The organism is Neorhizobium sp. 2083, assembly GCF_031455615.1.
Classification (GTDB): domain Bacteria; phylum Pseudomonadota; class Alphaproteobacteria; order Rhizobiales; family Rhizobiaceae; genus Neorhizobium.
This window is the reverse complement of record NZ_JAVDTC010000001.1, coordinates 967,890-987,154: the sequence shown is the minus strand read 5'-3', so window position 1 is coordinate 987,154 and position 19,265 is coordinate 967,890. Positions and strand designations below refer to the sequence as shown.

Here is a 19,265-nt window from a genome sequence, read left to right as displayed (position 1 = left end):
TCCTATTTGAACGAAATAGATGCCCGTCGCCCGAATTTATTCTGATCCAGACCGCTTTTGATGTCCAATCACGATTAGGAAGAGGAATCGCGCCTTTGAAGGATCTCGCGGGGGTGCGCCACATGTTCCTTGGCAACCCGCTCGCTGCCATCAATCTCCTGCAGCATGACATCGTATCCCCATAGGTCCGCCAGATGCTGCAGAACCTGCCTGGTCTCGCTGTCCTCGAGAACCCAGTCGTTCGGTGCCCGATGCTGCAAAAGAAGACGGCGGTCGCCGGCGAGATCGACATCGACGATGTCGATCCTCGGATCGGTCCAGCCGATGTCGTATTCGCGCGCCAGCTGGCGGCGGACCCGCTTGTAGCCACGTTCGTCGTGGATCGCCGAAACCAGGATTCCTTCACTTATCTGCGGGTCGTCGTAAAGCTGGAAAAGGCGCCACTTGCGGATCAGGTGCGGGCTCAGGAACTGGCTGATGAAGCTCTCGTCGCGGTAATCGGCCCAGATGCCGCGCAGGACCTGCATCGGGTCGCCGCGGCCGGCGATATCGGGGAACCATTCGCGATCCTCGTCGGTAGGCTCCGTGACGATCCGCTCGATATCCTGCATCATCGCAAAGCCGAGCGCATAGGGATTGAAGCCTGAGAAGCGCCGGTCGTCGAACGTCGGCTGGAAGACGACATTGGTGTGGGATTTCAGGAATTCGAAATAGTTGCCGTCGCTGATCTGCCCGCGCGCGTGCAGCCGGTCCATGATCTGGTAGTGGACATAGGTCGCTGTTCCCTCGTTCATCACCTTGGTCTGGCGTTGCGGGTGGAAATACTGCGCGACATGGCGGACGATCCGCAGGATTTCCCGCTGCCACGGGTGAAGCCGGGGGGAGGACTTTTCGAGGAAATAGAGCAGGTTGTCCTGCGGCAAGCCGAGGGCTGCGCGCCGTCTCTCGAGGTCGACATCGGACGCATCGCGCTTTCGGCCAGTCGGCACCGTGCGCCACAGGTCGTTGAACATCTGTTCTTCGTGGGCGCGCCGTTCCTGCTGGCGTTTTTCCTCCTGGCGCAGGTCGACCCTCGTCTTGCCGGCATAACGGTGAACGCCATGCGACATCAGAGCATGCGCGGCATCGAGGGTCCGTTCCACGGCCGTTTCGCCGTACCGCTCCTCGCAGCGGGCAATATAACCCTTGGCGAAATCGAGGTAGTCGAGAATGCCTTCGGCATCCGTCCACAGCTTGAACAGGTAGTTGTTCTTGAAGAAGTGATTATGGCCGAAAGCCGCGTGGGCGATGACCAGGGTCTGCATCGTCGCGGTGTTTTCCTCCATCAGATAGGAGATGCAGGGCGACGAATTGATGACGATCTCATAGGCAAGATCCCGCATGCCGCGGCGGTAGAAGGCTTCGTGATGCGCGAAATGTTTGCCGAACGACCAGTGCCGGTAGAACAGCGGCATGCCCGTCGATGAATAGGCATCCAGCATCTGTTCGGCCGTGATCACCTCGATCTGGTTCGGGTAGACGTCGAGACCGAGTTCGCCGATCGCGATCTCCTCGCATGCGTCGTGGATGCGCTGCAAGGTCGCGAAATCCCAATCCGCGCCCTGGAAAAGCAGTCGATCCTTCTGCATCGCCGCCTGGTTCATGGCACCGCCTTCGTCTGCGCCGTGCGCTTCTGGAAAAGGTCGTGGAAGACCGGGAAAATCTCGTTCTTGCGGCAGACCTTGCGCATCGCGAGGGTGGCCGAGCCGGACCGGATGCCTTCATAGAGGCGCCAGAGGGGGGAGTTCGACACCGAGGAATCGCCGCTCTCTTCGTCGACCTCGATATAGGCGAAATACTGGCAGAGCGGCAGGATCTCGTCCTTCAGCAGATGGCCGGCCGGACCCTCGTCCCGATAGGAATTATCACCGTCCGAGGCCTGTGCCGCGTAGATGTTCCATTCCGTCGGGTCGAAGCGCGCGGCGATGATGGAGCGCATGGCGACCAGCGCGCTCGAGACCAGCGTGCCGCCGGTTGCCTGGCCGTAGAAGAAGGTCTCCTCGTCGACCTCCTCGGCTTTTTCCGTGTGCCGGATGAAGACGATTTCCACCTTCTCGTAACGCTGCGAGAGAAACAGATAGAGCAGCAGGTAAAAGCGCTTGGCGAGATCCTTCATGTGTTCGGACATCGATCCGGACACGTCCATCAGGCAGAACATCACCGCCTTGGCAACCGGCTTTGGCTCGTTCTCGAAACGACGGTAGCGCACGTCCAGGGGGTCGACATAGGGGATGCGTCGGACCCTGTCGGTCAGGGCCTTCAGTTCGGCTTGCAGCAACAGGCGGGTTTCTTCGTTCTCGGCTTCGTCGATCTGGCGTTGCAGCGCCTCGATCTCCTCGGGCTTGGGACGTTTGAGAGCGATGCGCCGCATCATCGCAAGCCGCGTCGTCCGGTCGATGGAGAGATTGGAAGGGGAGCCGGAGATCGAATAGCCGGCCCGCACCGGGCTCATTTCCTCGGTTTCGCTGAGCCGCCGCTTGGCAAGTTCGGGCAGTTCCAGATCATCCAGGAAAACCGAGAGGAATTCTTCGCGCGTCAGCACGAAGCGGAAGCCGTCTTCACCGTCGCCCTGGCCGGCTTCCTTGGGTCTGCCGGCACCCTGGCCGGGAGGGCGGGGAATGATATCACCTTCGACGAAAGCCCGGTTGCCGGGCAGGACATTGTCCCTGATGCCGCCCTCGGCCCGGCGAAAACTCGGCTCATCCATGCCGCCGATCGGGAGGCTGACTTCGCCCCCATCCAGTACATCACGGATACTGCGGCTTTGCAGTGAGCGCCTGACTGCTTGCTGCACGGCGTCTTTTGCACGCCGAAGAAACCGCTGCCGATTTTCCAAACTTTTACCGCGCGGGTTCAGCCGCCGGTCGATGATGTGCATGTTGGCTCCTGCGTGAGCATTTAGGGTCTGTACTCAACTAGAGTTCGGGCGCCGCACAACTGAGTATGCCACAATCCTACGTCCTGTCGTCACACACAATGATGGAGATCAAATCCACCATTGTGTGCTTTAGAAACTCAACGGCTTTCGTACCTGCCGCGTTCCAAATCCTAATTGAGTACAGACGCTAACCTGCCTGTTTAACCCGCATGTACCACTCTACCAGACGGCGAACCTGTCTTTCGGTGTAGCCGCGCGCCGTCATGCGCGATACGAACTCGCTGTGCTTTTTCTCTGTTTCGCCGTCCTTCTTCGATCCGAAGGAGATGACCGGCAGAAGATCCTCCACCTGGGAGAACATTCTTTTCTCGATCACTTCCCGGATTTTCTCGTAGCTCGCCCATGACGGGTTCTTGCCGCCGTTGTTGGCGCGCGAGCGCAGGCAGAATTTGACGATCTCGTTGCGGAAATCCTTCGGATTGGCGATGCCCGCCGGCTTCTCGATCTTCGTCAGTTCCTGGTTGAGCAGATCGCGATCGAGAAGCTGGCCGGTGTCGGGATCCTTGAAATCGACGTCCTCGATCCAGGCGTCGGCATAATCGACGTAACGATCGAAGAGGTTCTGTCCGTAATCCGAATAGGATTCCAGATAGGCCTTCTGGATCTCGTTGCCGATGAATTCCGCATAACGCGGCGCAAGATCGGCCTTGATGAACTCGATGTAGCGTTTTTCGGTTTCCTCCTGGAACTGCTCGCGGCGGATGGCCTGTTCCAGCACGTACATCAGGTGGACCGGATCCGCGCCGATATCCGTGGTGTCGTGGTTGAATGTCGAAGCGAGAACCTTGAAGGCAAAACGTGTCGATATTCCGTCCATGCCTTCATCGACCCCGGCCGCGTCCCTGTATTCCTGGACGCTGCGGGCGCGGGGATCGGTTTCCTTGAGGCTTTCGCCGTCATAGGCCCGCATCTTGGAGTAAAAGGTCGAGTTCTCGTGCTTGCGCAGCCGTGAAAGCACCGAGAACCGGGCCAGCATTTCAAGCGTCGCCGGCGCGCAGGAAGCATCGGCAAGCTCCGAGCTTTCGATCAGCTTCTCATAGATATGCTGTTCTTCCGTCACCCGCAGGCAATAGGGAACCTTGATGACGCAGATACGGTCGATGAAGGCCTCGTTGTTCTTGTTGGCCTTGAAGCTCTGCCATTCGGCTTCGTTCGAGTGGGCCAGGATGACGCCGGAGAAGGGAATGGCGCCGATATTCTCGGTGCCCATGTAGTTGCCTTCCTGCGTCGCCGTCAGCAGCGGATGCAGCATCTTGATCGGCGCCTTGAACATTTCGACGAATTCGAGCACGCCCTGGTTGGCGCGGTTGAGCCCGCCGGAATAGCTGTAGGCATCCGAGTCGTTCTGGGAATAGTTTTCGAGCTTGCGGATATCGACCTTGCCGACCAGGGACGAGACGTCCTGATTGTTCTCGTCGCCAGGTTCGGTCTTGGCGATGCCGATCTGGCGCAGCCGCGACGGCTGCAGCCTCACCACCCGGAAGCGGGATATGTCGCCGCCGAATTCATCGAGCCGCTTCAGGCACCACGGGCTCATCAGCCCGCTGAGACGCCGGGTCGGGACGCCGTACTGCTTGAGCAGCATCGGCCCCATGGTGACGGGGTCAAAGAGGTTGAGGGGGCTTTCGAAGACGGGACTGATGTCGTCGCCGGCCTTCAGCACATAGATGGGGTTGGCCTCCATCAAAAGTTTGAGCCGCTCGGCGAGCGACGACTTGCCGCCACCGACCGGGCCGAGCAAATAAAGAATCTGCTTTCGCTCTTCGAGGCCCTGCGCCGCATGCCGGAAAAATGAAACGATCCGCTCGATCGTCTCTTCCATGCCGAAGAAGCCGGTAAAAGCCGGATAGGCCCGGATGGTGCGGTTCATGAAGATCCGGCCGAGCCGGGCGTCCTTTGCGGTATCGACCATCTGCGGCTCGCCGATCGCAGCCAGCAGCCGCTCGGCCGCGTTGGCATAAGCCATCGGATCTTTCTTGCAGAGCGCCAGGTACTCGGCGATCGACATGTCTGTCTCGCGCCGGGCTTCGTAGTTCCTGGTGAAGGCTTCGAACAAGGATTCACTCGGCATAGGCATCTCCAGTCAAGGTTGCGCTACTGCTCGACTGTCGCAAAGATTGAAAACGATGCGGCAATCCATTGAGAATCAATATGTTTCTAAACTTAATACGACACCCGGAGCGTTTTGATGGCAATGCACGAAAATGTGCGTCCACAAATCAGTGAAGACTTGGCAAACAGCAAGTGAACCGGGCCTCATCCGGCAACGCGTCCAATGCCGTCGATCTGGAGGCGGGAAGACAAGTCCGGGCTTGCCGTCTATGAATGTTATAACGCGCAGCCAGGATGAGCGTTTCTATGGACCAGCAGTTTTTTGACAGAGGCTCCGTGGAGGTTGCGCGTGACCTGATCGGTGCCGAACTCGATGTCTCCGGCGCAGGCGGCGTGATCGTCGAGACCGAAGCCTATGAACCCGACGAGCCGGCTTCCCACAGTTTTCGCGGGGTGACGCAGAGAAATGCGGTGATGTTCGGCCCACCGGGGCATGCCTATGTCTATCGCTCTTACGGCATTCACTGGTGCCTGAATTTCGTGTGCCGGCCGGGCAGCGCGGTGCTGATCAGGGCGCTGCAACCGGTCAGGGGCATTGAGGAGATGGAAACGAGACGAGGCTTTTCAGACCCGCTGCTCCTGTGTTCCGGTCCCGGCCGCCTCTGCCAGGCGCTAGGCATCACCATCGAACACAATGGCCTGTCTCTGTCTGCGCCTCCGTTCGAGCTCACCTTGCCGGACACGTCGCCGCTGATCGTCACGGGGCGGCGGATCGGCATTTCGCAGGCGGTCGATCTGCCCTGGCGTTTCGGTCTTTCCGGCTCGTTGCATATCAGCAAGAAGTTCTCCGGCAAGGGTGGCCTGGCACCTTGAGCCGGAGGATTATTTGTTGCGGCCGAGCAGTGACAGCAGCCCGCCGGTCGCAAGCCCGAGCAGAACGCCGCCGGCGGCGAGCAGCAGCGCATAGGACATGATGTTGTCCGACAGCCAGTTGGCCGCGATCAGCCGGGCATTTCCAGGCGAGAAGGGTTGCGTCGGCATGAACCGGAACCAGCTCACCGGCACGTCGTGCGGCTCCTTGTCGTCACCTTCATAGACCATGATGCGGCCCTTCAGCTTGTCCCATTCCTCCCGCGCGGAAAATGCCCGCATGCCTTCCGCCAGCGAGGCGGAATCAGGGGAGATGATGGCCGTCCAGGTGCCGAGTTGGGTTGGATCGCTTTCCTGGGCGATGATCAGTTTTGCCGTCTGCGGCGGTTTGTAGAGTTCGTCGGTCGATGGGGCAAACCGCAGCATCGCAAGGCTCAGGTCGAAATTGTCCTTGGCCCAGGCGCCGAGCGCCGTGAATTTCTGGGAAAAGAAGTTGCTGCCGGTGCGCTGCTGCCAGTCCTGCAGCGTGAGCGGGGTTCGGGCCGACGTGTTCGATGATATGCCCGCCGGATTCCAGGTGTTGCGGCTCTCCTGGTCGATCTTCAGCTGTGTGAGGATATTGGCGGGGAATTCCGAGATGGAGCCGACGAAGAGCGCGTTCGCTCCGGCGACCCGTGCGGCCGATATGGTCACGTCAACGGGCATGATATGGTGCGAGGCGACCGACATCTTGCCGATGAATGTCGCCGCAGCCGATAGCGTCTGCTCGTCGATCCGCCCGAGGAAGAGCGAAACCGGGTCGGTGCCCAGCCGGTAGGGAAAGCCGGTCCCGGCTGTTGCCGCGAGATTGGGCACCTGGGCGATGCGGGCGAAATCGGGCATCTGGAACTGCGAGCTGCCGAACAGCGCGAACCTTGCCTTGTTGTCGGCCGTGGAGCCGGGGGCGCATGCGACGTCCTGGCGGGTAAGGAGCGCCGCTTCCACCGTGATGGTGTTCACGCCGGGCTTGAAATGCTGCAGCGTCAGCTTGATCGGCAGATGGCGCAGGATCGCGCCGCCGGACGAGGTGATCGGCACGGTCGAGGCGATATCGCCGTTGACGAAGATGTCGATATGGCTGCCCGGCAGGACGTCCGCCGTATAGGCGGCATCAAGCAGGATGCGGGCCTCCCCATAGGCGTTGGCATAGAAATCGGCGGGCACGCCGATGGTGAAGCGGGTGCGAAACAGCCGGCCGGCAAATTCCTGGCTTTCGATGCCGAGCTGCGCGAAATCGATCACCGCGTTGGAGAACAGGAAGGCCGTATCGAGGCCGTGCCAGGCCTGGGTCGACAATGTCTCCCGCCTCTGGGTCGCCGAACCGTCGGTGGCGGCGACAAAGCTCTCGATCAGGCCTTCCAGCGATGGCCAGCTCGGCCCGGAAAGAACGAGCGCCGAGGCGCCGTCGGCCCCCGGATAATCGAGGAAACTGGCAACTGCGGCATTGGCGGCGGCGGCAGGCAGGGCCGGCAATAACGGCCGCAATTCGTCGCGGGTGCCGACGAAGATGGCAAGCTCGCCGGGCTTGGGCAGGCCGCTCGGCGTCTTCTCGAACGTGAAGGACTGGTTTGGCATGCCGCCCATCAGCGCCAGACCCTGGGTCAGCCGCATCAGTACGTCCGTCGCACCGAGCTGGTCGAGAGCCGGCACGATCAGCCGGAAGCGCGTGCCACCCTTTTCATCGACGCCGACGGCCCGGATATCGTCGAGCCGCGACAGCCGTCTCATGCTGTTCGTGCCGAAGGTCAGGAAGGTCCGCGCCGGATCGACCTCGGTCCAGAGCTCGAACGTCGACTCGATCGTGCAATCGGTGCGGTGGCGCTGGTCGGCGCGAAAGCGGACGAGATTGATCCCGGCTTTCAAGACGCCCGCCGGAATGTCGAGGGCACGATCGCTGACCTGTTCGGGAGAGGTGATCGGATTGTTGTAGACCGGCACGTCGTTGATGGTGACCGCCAGCTGAGAGACTTCCGGCGCGACCACGATCGAGTTCTGGTAACCGATATTGAGCCGAGCCGGTGCCGCTGCCTGTTCCGGTGTCAGGTAGATCGACCAGGAGCGCTGCTCGACCTCGCCGTTCAGCCGCAGGCTCTTTTCGGGCACGAGGTAGTGCCGGCCCGAAAGGGCCGCAGGGGCGGCGGGTTGCTGCCGGGCCGGCGCCCGCGGTTGTGCGACAGGCGCTGGTGTAGCCGAAGGCGGCGTGGCCGCCCGCGGTGCCGTCGGAACCGGCCCCGGTCCCGTCGCGGGGGCGGGGGCGGCCTGGAATGGCGCGGGTGCCGGAGGCAGGGGGATCGGCGTCTGCACCGGAGCGGGGGGCTGGGCGGGGGCAGGTGCCGGCTGCACGGGCCGCGGCGGAGGCGCCTGCTGGCCCGGGGGAGCGGCCGGCGGCTGGCTTTCCAAGGATCGCTCCGGGTTCATGTTGAACGGCGCTGGCGCTTGGGCCATCGCCTGGGCCAGCGCGATGCCTGCCGAGAGAAGAAAAACTGCGGTTGCGAGAGCCTTTTTCATCACGCCCTCCTATTTCTGTGCGTCTGCAGCGCTGTCGCGTCCGGTATTGCGGACGAGATAGGAAAGTCCGCGCGCCGTCTGGTAGATCGCAAGTCCGAGAAACCACAATGTCCCGGCCACCAGCCCGGGATTGCGCCGGCGCGAGATCTGGAACTGGGTCCATTGAGAGGAATTTGCAAAGATCAGGTCGGCGATCAGCCGGTGATCGGTCGCCTTTTCCGGCGTATAACGGCAGCCGATCGAGGTGACGTCGCCGATCGTCTCCACGTTGCGGATCTCCACCGGCAGATCGCTGACCGGCAGGTCGCTGAAGGGCTGGAAGCGGAGAAAGCCCTTCTTCTCGAGCGCGATATCCCTGAACCCTTCCGTATAGATCTGCACCGCGGCGCCGTGCACGGAGACGTCTTCTATGGTGGCCGTGAACCAGCGGCCGTCGATGCCGAATTCGCAGCGCCGGCTGACTTTGACGCGCCGCGAGGCCTGCCGTTCGCCGCGCTCCGACACGACGCCGAGCGCGCAACCGGCAAGGATGATGTTGAGCAGGTTCCAGCCGCCGACCACCAGCGTCACGTCGGCTTTGTAAGGCTCGGCATAGACGCGGTAGACGCTGATCGCAAAGGCGACGAGCAGCACGAAGAAGATGACGAAGAACGGCCGGCTGATTTCCGACAGCCGGCTGACCGCGACGGATTCGTCCTTGGCGGTCACCTTGAAGGTCGGCTTGCGCGGATTGAGCATCACCGAAACGACGGCGGGCAGAAGATGCACCGTCTGCACATATTCGTAGAGCTCCGAGATCCACGGCCAGCGGAACGATCCGTAGAGATAGTTCTGCATCATCAGGTTCACCACCATGTAGGCGAGCGAATAGACCATGAACTCACCGCCGGATGAGGTGAAGATTTCCAGATCGAAGAACAGGTAGAAGAGTGGCGCGAAGAGAAAGATCGTGCGCGGGAAGGGAAACAGCCAGAACAGCGTCGACGACATGTAGCAGAACCGCTGCGGCAGCGAGAGACCGCGCTTGAGCGGCGGAAAGCGGAAGCGCAGGATCTGCATCATGCCTTGCGCCCAGCGGCTGCGCTGGCCGATGAAGCTCGCGAACGTGGCAGGCTGCAGCCCCGCGATCAGCGGCCGGTCGAGATAGAGGCTATGCCAGCCGAGGCTGTGCAGGTCGAGCGCGGTCTCGCAGTCCTCGGTGATGCTGACGCCCGAAAAGCCGTTCGAGACTTCGAGCGCCTTGCGGTTCAGCACCGCCGCCGATCCGCAGAAGAAGGCCGCATCCCATTTGTCCAGCCCGCGCTGGATGATGCCGTAGAACATCTCGTTCTCGCTCGGCATCTTCTCAAAGGTGCGCAGGTTGCGCTCGACTGGGTCAGGGTTGAGGAAGAAGTGCGGCGTCTGAACAAGAAAGAGCTTCGGGTCCTCGTCGAAGTAACCCACCGTCTCCAGCAGGAAATCGCGGGCGGGCGCATGGTCCGCATCGAAGACCGCGACCAGCGATCCGGTCGAATGCTTGAGCCCGTTGTTGAGGTTGCCGGCCTTTGCATGCTCGTTGCGCTCGCGGGTGAGATAGCGCACGCCGAGCTCTTCGCAGAGCTTCTGCAGCAGTTTGTGGCGGGCTTCCGCGGCGCGGGCGTCTGCGACATTGGCTGATTTGCGCTTCTGCACGGTGCCGCCATCGTCGAGCAGCCAGACCGTCAGTTTTTCCGGCGGATAATCCATGTTGCGGGCGGCGGCGAGCGTATTGGCGAGCAGCACCTCGTCCTCGTTATAGCTCGGCACGAAAACGTCGACGGTCGGCAGCTCCCGGTCGCGGCGTCCATAGGGCGGGCGCGGCGGCAGCGGCATGGAGACGACGAACAGGCTGAGCGACAGCATCAGCACGCTGTACATTTCCGCCAGATAGACGAGCAGGCCGGGAATGAAGTTCTCGAGCTGGTTGACCGGCGGCAGCGTGCTCGTCGTGCGCCAATACACATAGCGCATCACCATCGCGGTGCCGAAGGCGAGCGCCACCAGGCGCCATTTGCCGCCCGCCTTGAGCAGCCGGATGATCGCCATGATGCCGACGACGAGAATGCTGGCGATGAGCTGGGTGCGCGTATTGATCGGCAGCGTCACGAGCGTGATGATCAGCGCGCTGGCGAGTGCCCAGATGACCGCAGAAAGAAATGTCCGCATCTTGGGCTATCTCCAGCGGCCGGAAGAGCCGGGCATCGGTCGATCGGCATGGTTCGGATTAACGGCACGCATTGGCGGCCCCGCTCGTGGCATCGGTGCAGGAAGGCGACGGAACGCTCGCTCGCCCGGTTGCCGAAAGGCCCGACGGCGAGGGAACGAGCGGGGCGCGGGAAACGGACGGCGCGGTCGTGACCGGCGGAGCGGTTGCGACCGGTTGAGCGCTTGCGGCAGTCTGCGTCATCGTCGGTCTTGGCACGGCGACCGTCGGACCGCCGGCAAGCGGCGTGGCTGCAGCCGGGGCGGCGCCAACCGGCGGTGCCTGCCGGACCACAGGTGCCGGCGCGGGACGTGTGTAAACGACGGTTCTCTGCGGCAGGACCGGGACGATCGGCTCGGCGGAACTCGGCCGAGGATAGATCGGCGCCCCGACACCGCCGAGGCTCGGGGAGACCGGCTGAGGTTCGCCGTAAGGGTTCCAGCCGCCGTTATCCACCGCGCCGGTGATCGTGTAATTGTACATGAATGCCAGCAGCTTCTGCTCGGTCGCGTTCGCCTCGCAGATCCTCACGCGGATCTGGATCGAACCGTGATTGGCAAGCGGCGAGACGGTGCCGGAGGGACTGCGGACCTGCTGCCAGCCATACATGCACAGGTCGCCGCCGGAACCGTGACCGAAAGCGTAGCCGAACGGGCCGTAGTTGTTCTGGACGAAGAAGGAGGAGCGCACCATGCGCACGCCCGGCAGCAATCGGCGCATTTCGGAAGCGACCCCGGCTTCGGTGACCGATGTCGAGGTGAGCGTGTTGTCGCTGAGCTTGAACGGGCTGGCGGTGCCGAAGAACTGCGCTTTCAGCACATTCTGGCCCGGAGTAAGGGCCGAGGTATAAAGAAAGATCTCCTGCTCGATCGCGTTGTTGAAGCGCCGCTCGATGACGCTGACGATCCCGGGGGCGGCAGGGGGCGGCAGGACCATTGCCTGTTCGGCGGGGACGTTCTTGGCGAATGTACCCATCTGCACGGGCTGGCCGGCGCAGCCGGCAGCCAGAAGCGGCAGCCCGCAAAACAGAACCGCTGCACCCAGATGGCCAAGGCCGCTCATTTTCCGTTTTCGAACCAGATGCTTTTCCGCCATGCCGAGCAATACCGATAGGTCGCGGACATTCATTGCCCGCCGGAGGCCCTGGACGGCCGTTCGTTGCAGAGCGAGCTGCAGAACGGATTGCCTGGACCGACTCGGTCATTTGATGCGGTAAATCTAAATTGTTCGTTAACCATATGAGTTCATTCTTTAGAAACAGAAAGCTTAAAGAGCCGAAGCCCGCAGCATGAGGCGTAGACGGGGAGTAAGGACGATAGCGGAGTGAGTATGCGGTTCTCGCTGATCTCATTGACGGTTTTGGGCATTGGCGCCGTGGGGTTGTATGGTTTGAGCCGTCAGCCGACGGTCGACGTCGGCATGCTGACGAGTTCGGTAAACTCGGCTCCCGCGCCGACAAAGGGGACGCGCCCATCGCCGCCGCCTGCCGAGAAGACCGAACGCACCGTCGCCCAGCTCCTCTATCCGAATCAGGACGCGCCTGCGGCGGCCAAGCCCGGCTCTTCATCGCTGGTGATCGCCCAGGCCCCGCCTTCCACGGCTCAATCCGCTCCACCGGTAGCACCTGCAGATCCGCAGCCGGCCGTTCCTGCCAACGCTCCACCTTCCGGCCAGCAGCCGGCGGTCGATGAAAGCGCGTTGCGTTATTTCGCGGCAAGGGGCGACACAGCCCGGCTGCAGGCGGAGATTTCCCGCCTCAGGACGCTCTACCCGAACTGGACGCCGCCGGCCGATCCATTGGCCGTACAGGTCACCACTGACCGCCAGCTCGAAATGATGTGGCAGCTTTATGCGCAGTCTCGCTATGCGGATGTCCGCAAGGCAATCGCCGAGCGCCAGCTTGGCGAGCCCGGCTGGCAACCCCCGTCGGATCTTCTCGATCGCCTGAAGCTCGCCGAAGCACGCGCCGGCCTGGTGGTGGCGTCCGATGCCAAGAATTACGACCTGGTGATCCGCATGGCGGCCGAAAACGCCAGCCTGCTCACCTGCAGCGAAGTCGACATCCTGTGGCGGGTGGCGGAAGCCTTCGCAAGAACCGACCGGCAGGGCCGCGGACGCGACGCTTACGCCTACATACTCAATAACTGCGACAATCCCTCGGAACGGTTCGCGACCGCGCAGAAGGCGAGCGAGCTGCTGCCGCCGGACATGCTGGAGAACCTGCTCTCCAAAGAGCGGACGCCTCCCGGCAGCCAGCCCGAATTCGAACCGCTGCGCGACGATATCGCCCGGCGGCTGGTGGCGAGCGGCAATACCGATGCAAAGCTCGTCGTGCCGGAAAAATATCTGACCCGACTGGAACGGCTCGCGGAAGCGAATGGCCTGCCCTCCGATGCGCTGCTGCTCGGCTGGTATTATTATCGCCGCGACAATCTCGGCGGTGCCGAGCGCTGGTTCCGCCGCGCCTTCAACAAGGAGGAGAGCGCTTCTGCCGCCGAAGGTCTGGCCCTGACGCTGGTCGCCCAGAAATCGCCGGTGGAAGCTGAGGCCGTACTTTATCGCTGGCGCGACACGTCCAGCGGATCGAAAGAGGCTTATCTTGCCGCCGTCGCCAATCTCCTGGCGCTCGATCCTCCGCCGGTCCTGCAGGACGAGGTGCTGCGCCGCATGGCGCCCGTGGTGATAGCCGCCCGCAATGCCGATGCCGCCCAGCAGTTCGGCTGGTATGCGCGCGCGATGCAACAGCTCGAAACGGCAGCCGAATGGTTTCAGGCGGCCCTTTCCTGGAAGAGGGATGACGAACCTTCCGCTTATGGGCTCGCGTTGACGCGCAGCGACCTTGGCGACAAGGCAGGTGTCGCGCAGATCCAGAGGGCGTGGAACGGCCGGTCGGAACGCATAACGAGGGTCGGCGAACCGGTGACCGAGCGGGGTGCACCACGCCGCCAGCCGGTCATCGCGACGAGGCAGAATGTCGACGGCGCGAGAACGAACGCCCTGGCAGCCGAAGCCCCCGCTGCGGAGAGCTATCCGATCGTCCGGACCGAGACCCCCGTGGTGCACGTCGCACCCCAGCCTGTCCAGAGGACTGCGAGAGCGCCAGCACAAGCCCGCCGTGGACAATGCTCGACCACACAGGATCCGCGCCACATGTCGCCGGAGGCGGCGCTGGCGAGGGGCTGGTGCCTGATGGATCTCAACCGCCCCCTGGAAGCCGCGCAGTCTTTCGATGCGGCTTATGGGAGCAACTCGGCCGCTGCCCGTTCGGATGCCGCCTACGGCAAGAGCCTTGCCTACCTGCGCGCCGGCCTGACCGACAAGGCATCCGTCGCCGCGGCCGATGCCGCCCAGACGAACCAGCGTGCGGTCGAGCTGCAGGCGGCGATCCTCTCCGACCGCGCGCTCAACGCCTTCAAGGCCGGACGTTATCGCGAAACCTTGCTGGCGCTCGACCAGCGGGCCCAGATCGTCCCCGAACAATCCGACCTGATGTCGCTGCGGGGGTATGCGCACCTCAACCTCGGCAGATATGCCGATGCCACGCGGATCTTCCAGGCGCTCGCCGATACCGGCGACAAGGCAGGACTGCGCGGATTGGCCGATGTCGGGGCGGCGAACTGACGGGACCGGGCGTTCCGCGCATCCTGAAGCAAATGCAGGCATGACGGGTAATATGCGCCCGCTTGAAGCAAAACAGGCTCTCTTGCACGCTCTATTAACCTTCAGGCAAGGAATTAACCATACATATTAGAAACCACGGCGAAATGGGATGACTGCGGTCCCCCACCAGGCATGAAGCCGCAAAGCCGTACCGGTCCAATCCGGTATCCGCTCATGAAAATCCAGGAAAGCCCGTGGTGACCGCGTTGCCCATGCCCGACGGATATTGATCCGGTCTGGCGAGCATCCCCCGTTCATCCAGGGCTCTGGCCGACAGCAGCTCGCATGCCGCCGATTCTTTCCGAGGATTGGCTTGATTATTTGGGGACGGGTTTTGGTGCAGGAAATGCCATCGGATCAGGCGCGACGTGGCCAGGCAGGCAGCCTGGGCGAGAGACTGGCATTTGCCGGCCTCGACGGCGAACTGCGCGATCTGCTGCGCCGCAGCCGCCCGCAGCTCGAACGGCACCTGAAGACCGGCCTGCGCGACCTCTTCCATCGCTTTCAATCCTTTCCCGAAGCCGCCCGCAATTTCGAGAGCGAGCAGCAGATCGAACGGCTGCACGACCTGCAGGCCTCCCATTGGGGCGTGCTGACCGATGCCCGCTTCGACGCGCTCTATGCCGAGCGGGTCAAGGTTCTGTCCGATGCCGAGAGCCGCATGGGCCTCGACCCGCGCTGGCACGTTGCCGGCCACGCGGTCATGCTTGAACACCTGATCGCCGGCGCGATCGTTGACCTCGCTCCGAAATCCCTGCTGCCGGGCGGCCGCAAGCGCGAACAGGAACTGCTCGATCTCGTCGGCGCGATCACCCGCCTGGTGATGGTCGATGTCGAGATTGCCGTTTCGCTCCGCTTCAACGAACAGCGCCAGAAGCACCAGCGCGCGCTCGCCGAACAGCGCGAGGCCGATCATTCCCAGGCGATCGAAACCTTCACCGACGTGATCGCGGCCCTTGCCGAACGGGACCTGACGGCCTCTCTTCCGGCGGACGTGCCGGATGCCTATCGCGAGCTTGCTGATCTTCTTAACCAGGCAGTCGCCGGCATGCGTTCCTCGGTCGAGACCGCCGATACCCATGGCCAGAAGGCCGGTGCGCTGACGCAGTCGCTCGCCGAAGGTGCACGTACCTTTGCCTCCGCTTCGGAAGAACAGTCTTCACGCCTCCGCGATGCCGCGCGGGTGCTGCTGGATGTTACCGCCAAGGTCAAGGGCAGCGCCGCCGAGACGGCTGCAGCCGAAAAGGCCGCCGCCGAGACCCGCCGTTCGGTCGAGGCAAGCGGCGAGGTGGTCGGCCGCGCAATCAGCGCCATGGCCGACATCGAATCGTCTGCCGAAAAGATCGGCGAGATCATCGGCGTCATCGACGACATCGCCTTCCAGACCAATCTTCTCGCACTCAACGCCGGTATTGAAGCCGCCCGTGCCGGCGAAACCGGCCGTGGTTTTGCGGTCGTCGCCCAGGAAGTGCGCGCTCTCGCCCAGCGCTCCGCCGATGCGGCGCGCGAGATCAAGACGCTCGTCAACGGCACCAAGTCCCAGGTGGATGCCGGGGTCGACATGGTCCACCGGACGCAGGAAGCGATCGGCGGGATCGTCCGCCAGGTCTCCGACATCAATGACGCGATCGCCGGCATCGCCCGCGATACCGGCGATCAGGCCGTCGGCCTCGACCGGCTCAGCGCGGAAATCGGGTCGGTCAGCGAACACGTCGCCTCCAACGCGGGCCTTGCGTCCCGCGCAGGCGAAGGCGCCGACGAACTCCACACCGTCATATTGGAACTCGGCCGCACGGTCCGGGAGTTCCGGATCGAACGGCAGAACCGCTATGCGGATGCACGTCGCCCCGCAGCGCCAAGACCTCAGCCGACCCTCGTCTCGATCGCGCCGGTGACGGCCGCCCGGGAAGATGACGGTGAATACCTCTTTCAGAAACGACAAGGAATAAGCTGATGGCAGCAAAGAAGGCTGGACCTGCAAGTGTGAAGCTGGCCGCGGTGCTGGACCTCAACGAGGCCTCGAACCTGCATGGCAAGCTCGTCTCCATGCGAGGCAGCGATATCGTGATCGATGCCTCGGGCGTCGAGCGGGTCGGTGTCCAGTGCGCCCAGGTCCTGGTTGCTGGCGTCAAGGCTTGGGAAGACGACAAGAAGTCCTTTCTCGTCGAGAAGGCTTCGGATGCATTTCAGAAGACGATGCAACTCATCGGCATCAATCACGAAAATTTGGTTGCTAAGGAGATCTAGCAATGAAGAAGAAAGTACTGACCGTGGATGACTCACGGACGATCCGGAACATGCTTCTGGTGACCCTGAATAATGCAGGCTTTGAGACAATTCAGGCGGAAGACGGCGTTGAAGGCCTCGAGGTTCTCGAGGGCTGCAATCCGGACGTGATCGTCACGGATATCAACATGCCGCGCCTCGACGGCTTCGGTTTCATCGAAGGCGTCCGCCGCAACGAAAAATACCGCGCCGTTCCGATCCTCGTCCTGACGACGGAAAGCGACGCCGAAAAGAAGAACCGCGCCCGCCAGGCTGGCGCGACAGGCTGGATCGTCAAGCCTTTCGATCCTGCCAAACTGATTGATGCGATCGAGCGTGTAACCGCCTGAGCCAGGAATTCCCCCGATGGATATGAACGAAATCAAAGAGATCTTCTTTCAGGAATGCGAAGAGCAGCTCGCTGAACTGGAGTCGGGTCTTCTCAAGCTGAACGACGGGGATCGCGACCCCGAAACGGTGAACGCCGTTTTCCGTGCCGTTCATTCCATCAAGGGAGGCGCAGGCGCCTTCGGTCTGGATGACCTGGTTTCCTTCGCTCACGTCTTCGAGACGACGCTCGATTGCGTGCGTTCCAACAAGCTGGAACCGACGCAGGACGTCCTCAAGGTGATGCTGAAATCGGCCGACGTGCTCGCCGACCTCGTCAGCGCATCCCGTGACGGCAGCGGCGTCGATGAATCGAGAAGCCGCGGCCTCGTCAAGGAACTCGAGGCGCTTGCGCACGGCGAGATGCCGTCGTCCTCCGCCCATGAGGCTCCGAAGCCGGCCGCCAAGGCCGCGCCCGCTCCAAAGGCTGCTCCGGCTCCCGCGGCGAAGGCGGAGACTCCGAAGCCTACCGACGACAGCGGCTTTCAGCCGATCCCCTTCTCGTTCGACGGTTTCGGCGAGGACGAAGAGCCGGCGATCGAAGGTTCGGTCTACGAAGTCTCCTTCAAGCCCCGCCGCGAACTCTATTCCAAGGGCAATGAGGCAGCGCTCCTGCTGCGCGATCTGTCCCGTCTCGGCGAGATGAGCATCAATTGCGATACGGACGTCCTGCCGGCCCTCGACAAGATGGACCCGGAAGCCTCCTATTTCAGCTGGAAGATTTCGATCCGGACCACCAAGAGCGAGGACGACATCCGCGCCGTCTTCGAATTCGCGGAATGGGATTGCGACCTCGAAGTGAAGCTTGCCGAAGAGGCATCTTCCAACGAGGAACTGCCGATGGTTCCGGTTCCCTTCGACCTTTCGATCCTCGATGACAGCTCGGCGTCCGATGAGGACGAAAAGGCCGTCCAGTCGTCGGCGGATGAGACCGTTGCCGCCGCCGTATCCGCCGCCGAAACCGCAACGAGCGTCACCAAGGCTGCGTCCCGCGCTTCGGAAAAGAAGGAATCTGCGGCCGCCGCTGCGGCCGCCGCTGCCCAGAACAATGCCGCAGCCGCCGCGGCTGCTGCCGGCCAGACGATCCGCGTCGATCTCGACCGCGTCGACCGCCTCATCAACCTCGTCGGCGAGCTCGTCATCAACCAGGCGATGCTCTCCCAGAGCGTCATCGAAAACGATGCGACCGGCACGTCCGCGGTCAACATGGGCCTCGAAGAGCTGCAGCAGCTCACCCGCGAGATCCAGGACTCGGTCATGGCGATCCGCGCACAGCCGGTGAAGCCGGTCTTCCAGCGCATGTCGCGTATCGTCCGCGAAGTCGCCGACATGGTGGGCAAGTCGATCCGCCTCGTCACCGAAGGTGAAAACACCGAAGTCGACAAGACGGTCATCGACAAGCTCGCCGAGCCGCTGACCCACATGATCCGCAACGCCGTCGACCACGGCATCGAAACGCCCGAGAAGCGCGAGGCCGCCGGCAAGAACCCGGAAGGCACGATCAAGCTCACGGCGAAACATCGTTCGGGCCGCATTCTGATCGAGCTTCAGGACGACGGCGCCGGCATCAACCGCGAGCGGGTCCGCCAGAAGGCGGTCGACAACGACATCATCGCTGCCGACGCCAACCTGTCGGACGACGAAATCGACAACCTGATCTTCATGGCCGGCTTCTCGACCGCCGACAAGATTTCCGACATTTCCGGCCGCGGCGTCGGCATGGACGTGGTCAAGCGGTCGATCCAGGCACTCGGCGGCCGTATCTCGATCTCCTCGCGGCCGGGTCACGGCTCGACCTTCACCATGAGCCTTCCGCTGACGCTCGCCGTTCTCGACGGCATGGTGGTCACGGTCGCCGGCCAGACGCTGGTGGTGCCGCTCACGGCGATCGTCGAGACGCTGCAGCCGGAGGCTTCCGCCATCCATTCCTTCGGCGCCAACCAGCGGCTGATTTCGATCCGCAACTCGTTCTGCCCGCTGGTCGATGTCGGTCGGGTCCTGAACTATCGCTCCACCCAGGCCAATCCGGTCGAAGGCGTCGCCCTGCTGGTGGAGTCGGAAGGCGGCGGCCAGCGCGCGCTGATGGTCGATGCCATCCAGGGCCAGCGCCAGGTCGTCATCAAGTCGCTCGAGGCCAACTACACCCACGTCCCGGGTATCGCCGCAGCCACCATTCTCGGTGATGGCCGCGTCGCGCTCATCCTCGATGTCGATGCCGTGGTCGCGGCGTCGCGGGGCCAGTCCATGAAACCTGAAATGTCTTTAGCCGCTACGGGTTGAGTCTAA

At 62.7% G+C, this 19,265-nt stretch carries 12 protein-coding genes; 6 read left to right on the top strand and 6 right to left on the bottom strand.

Features of this window, described 5'->3' with window-relative positions; translation table 11 throughout:
• Nucleotides 1–74: 74 nt before the first annotated feature.
• From J2X76_RS05090 to J2X76_RS05080, 3 genes are all read right to left on the bottom strand, one after another.
• On the bottom strand, nt 75–1,643 hold the full coding sequence (locus tag J2X76_RS05090; RefSeq protein ID WP_310213798.1) for a SpoVR family protein: 1,569 nt from the start codon (nt 1,641–1,643) through the stop codon (nt 75–77).
• Complete coding sequence (locus J2X76_RS05085) at nt 1,640–2,917, bottom strand: YeaH/YhbH family protein (RefSeq protein WP_113125661.1); 1,278 nt, start codon at nt 2,915–2,917, stop codon at nt 1,640–1,642. The genes J2X76_RS05090 and J2X76_RS05085 overlap by 4 nt, the downstream gene beginning before the upstream one ends.
• A gap of 187 nt (nt 2,918–3,104) precedes the next feature.
• Nucleotides 3,105–5,048: a PrkA family serine protein kinase gene (locus tag J2X76_RS05080; protein WP_113125662.1), complete on the bottom strand. Its 1,944-nt coding sequence runs from the start codon at nt 5,046–5,048 to the stop codon at nt 3,105–3,107.
• Between the two features lie 287 nt (nt 5,049–5,335).
• Here J2X76_RS05080 and J2X76_RS05075 point away from each other — a divergent pair, with 287 nt between their 5' ends.
• Nucleotides 5,336–5,902 (top strand): DNA-3-methyladenine glycosylase, encoded by a 567-nt coding sequence (locus J2X76_RS05075; protein WP_310213794.1) that lies wholly within the window; start codon nt 5,336–5,338, stop codon nt 5,900–5,902.
• Between the two features lie 9 nt (nt 5,903–5,911).
• Here J2X76_RS05075 and J2X76_RS05070 read toward each other — a convergent pair whose 3' ends face one another.
• From J2X76_RS05070 to bcsN, 3 genes are read right to left on the bottom strand one after another with little or no spacing between them, the layout of a single operon-like run.
• Nucleotides 5,912–8,446, bottom strand: coding sequence for a cellulose biosynthesis cyclic di-GMP-binding regulatory protein BcsB (locus J2X76_RS05070; RefSeq protein WP_310213792.1), 2,535 nt, complete (start codon nt 8,444–8,446; stop codon nt 5,912–5,914).
• Nucleotides 8,447–8,455: 9 nt separating this feature from the next.
• A complete protein-coding gene (bcsA, locus tag J2X76_RS05065) occupies nt 8,456–10,630 on the bottom strand; it encodes a UDP-forming cellulose synthase catalytic subunit (protein WP_310213790.1) in 2,175 nt (724 codons plus the stop codon).
• A 58-nt stretch (nt 10,631–10,688) separates the two neighbouring features.
• A complete protein-coding gene (bcsN, locus tag J2X76_RS05060; protein ID WP_310213788.1) occupies nt 10,689–11,729 on the bottom strand; it encodes a cellulose biosynthesis protein BcsN in 1,041 nt (346 codons plus the stop codon).
• A 267-nt stretch (nt 11,730–11,996) separates the two neighbouring features.
• Here bcsN and J2X76_RS05055 point away from each other — a divergent pair, with 267 nt between their 5' ends.
• From J2X76_RS05055 to J2X76_RS05035, 5 genes are all read left to right on the top strand, one after another.
• The gene (locus J2X76_RS05055; protein WP_405030000.1) at nt 11,997–14,288 is read left to right on the top strand and encodes a cellulose synthase; all 2,292 of its coding nucleotides are present in this window, start codon (nt 11,997–11,999) and stop codon (nt 14,286–14,288) included.
• Nucleotides 14,289–14,673: 385 nt separating this feature from the next.
• Entirely contained in the window at nt 14,674–16,281 is a 1,608-nt protein-coding gene (locus tag J2X76_RS05050) for a globin-coupled sensor protein (protein WP_113284420.1), read from the top strand.
• The gene (locus J2X76_RS05045; protein ID WP_113131393.1) at nt 16,281–16,574 is read left to right on the top strand and encodes an STAS domain-containing protein; all 294 of its coding nucleotides are present in this window, start codon (nt 16,281–16,283) and stop codon (nt 16,572–16,574) included. The genes J2X76_RS05050 and J2X76_RS05045 overlap by 1 nt, the downstream gene beginning before the upstream one ends.
• Before the next feature lie 2 nt (nt 16,575–16,576).
• Nucleotides 16,577–16,942, top strand: coding sequence for a chemotaxis response regulator CheY1 (gene cheY1, locus J2X76_RS05040; RefSeq protein WP_007753206.1), 366 nt, complete (start codon nt 16,577–16,579; stop codon nt 16,940–16,942).
• Nucleotides 16,943–16,958: 16 nt separating this feature from the next.
• On the top strand, nt 16,959–19,259 hold the full coding sequence (locus J2X76_RS05035) for a chemotaxis protein CheA (protein WP_310213780.1): 2,301 nt from the start codon (nt 16,959–16,961) through the stop codon (nt 19,257–19,259).
• Nucleotides 19,260–19,265 lie beyond the last annotated feature (6 nt).

Bases quoted from the DNA above. Each gene is read 5' to 3' on its own strand.
- J2X76_RS05085 (WP_113125661.1), bottom strand. From the start codon at position 2,917: ATGCACATCATCGACCGGCGGCTGAACCCGCGCGGTAAAAGTTTGGAA.
- bcsA (WP_310213790.1), bottom strand. From the start codon at position 10,630: ATGCGGACATTTCTTTCTGCGGTCATCTGGGCACTCGCCAGCGCGCTG.
- J2X76_RS05075 (WP_310213794.1), top strand. From the start codon at position 5,336: ATGGACCAGCAGTTTTTTGACAGAGGCTCCGTGGAGGTTGCGCGTGAC.
- cheY1 (WP_007753206.1), top strand. From the start codon at position 16,577: ATGAAGAAGAAAGTACTGACCGTGGATGACTCACGGACGATCCGGAAC.
- J2X76_RS05035 (WP_310213780.1), top strand. From the start codon at position 16,959: ATGGATATGAACGAAATCAAAGAGATCTTCTTTCAGGAATGCGAAGAG.
- J2X76_RS05055 (WP_405030000.1), top strand. From the start codon at position 11,997: ATGCGGTTCTCGCTGATCTCATTGACGGTTTTGGGCATTGGCGCCGTG.
- J2X76_RS05045 (WP_113131393.1), top strand. From the start codon at position 16,281: ATGGCAGCAAAGAAGGCTGGACCTGCAAGTGTGAAGCTGGCCGCGGTG.
- J2X76_RS05050 (WP_113284420.1), top strand. From the start codon at position 14,674: ATGCCATCGGATCAGGCGCGACGTGGCCAGGCAGGCAGCCTGGGCGAG.
- J2X76_RS05090 (WP_310213798.1), bottom strand. From the start codon at position 1,643: ATGAACCAGGCGGCGATGCAGAAGGATCGACTGCTTTTCCAGGGCGCG.
- bcsN (WP_310213788.1), bottom strand. From the start codon at position 11,729: ATGAGCGGCCTTGGCCATCTGGGTGCAGCGGTTCTGTTTTGCGGGCTG.
- J2X76_RS05070 (WP_310213792.1), bottom strand. From the start codon at position 8,446: ATGAAAAAGGCTCTCGCAACCGCAGTTTTTCTTCTCTCGGCAGGCATC.
- J2X76_RS05080 (WP_113125662.1), bottom strand. From the start codon at position 5,048: ATGCCGAGTGAATCCTTGTTCGAAGCCTTCACCAGGAACTACGAAGCC.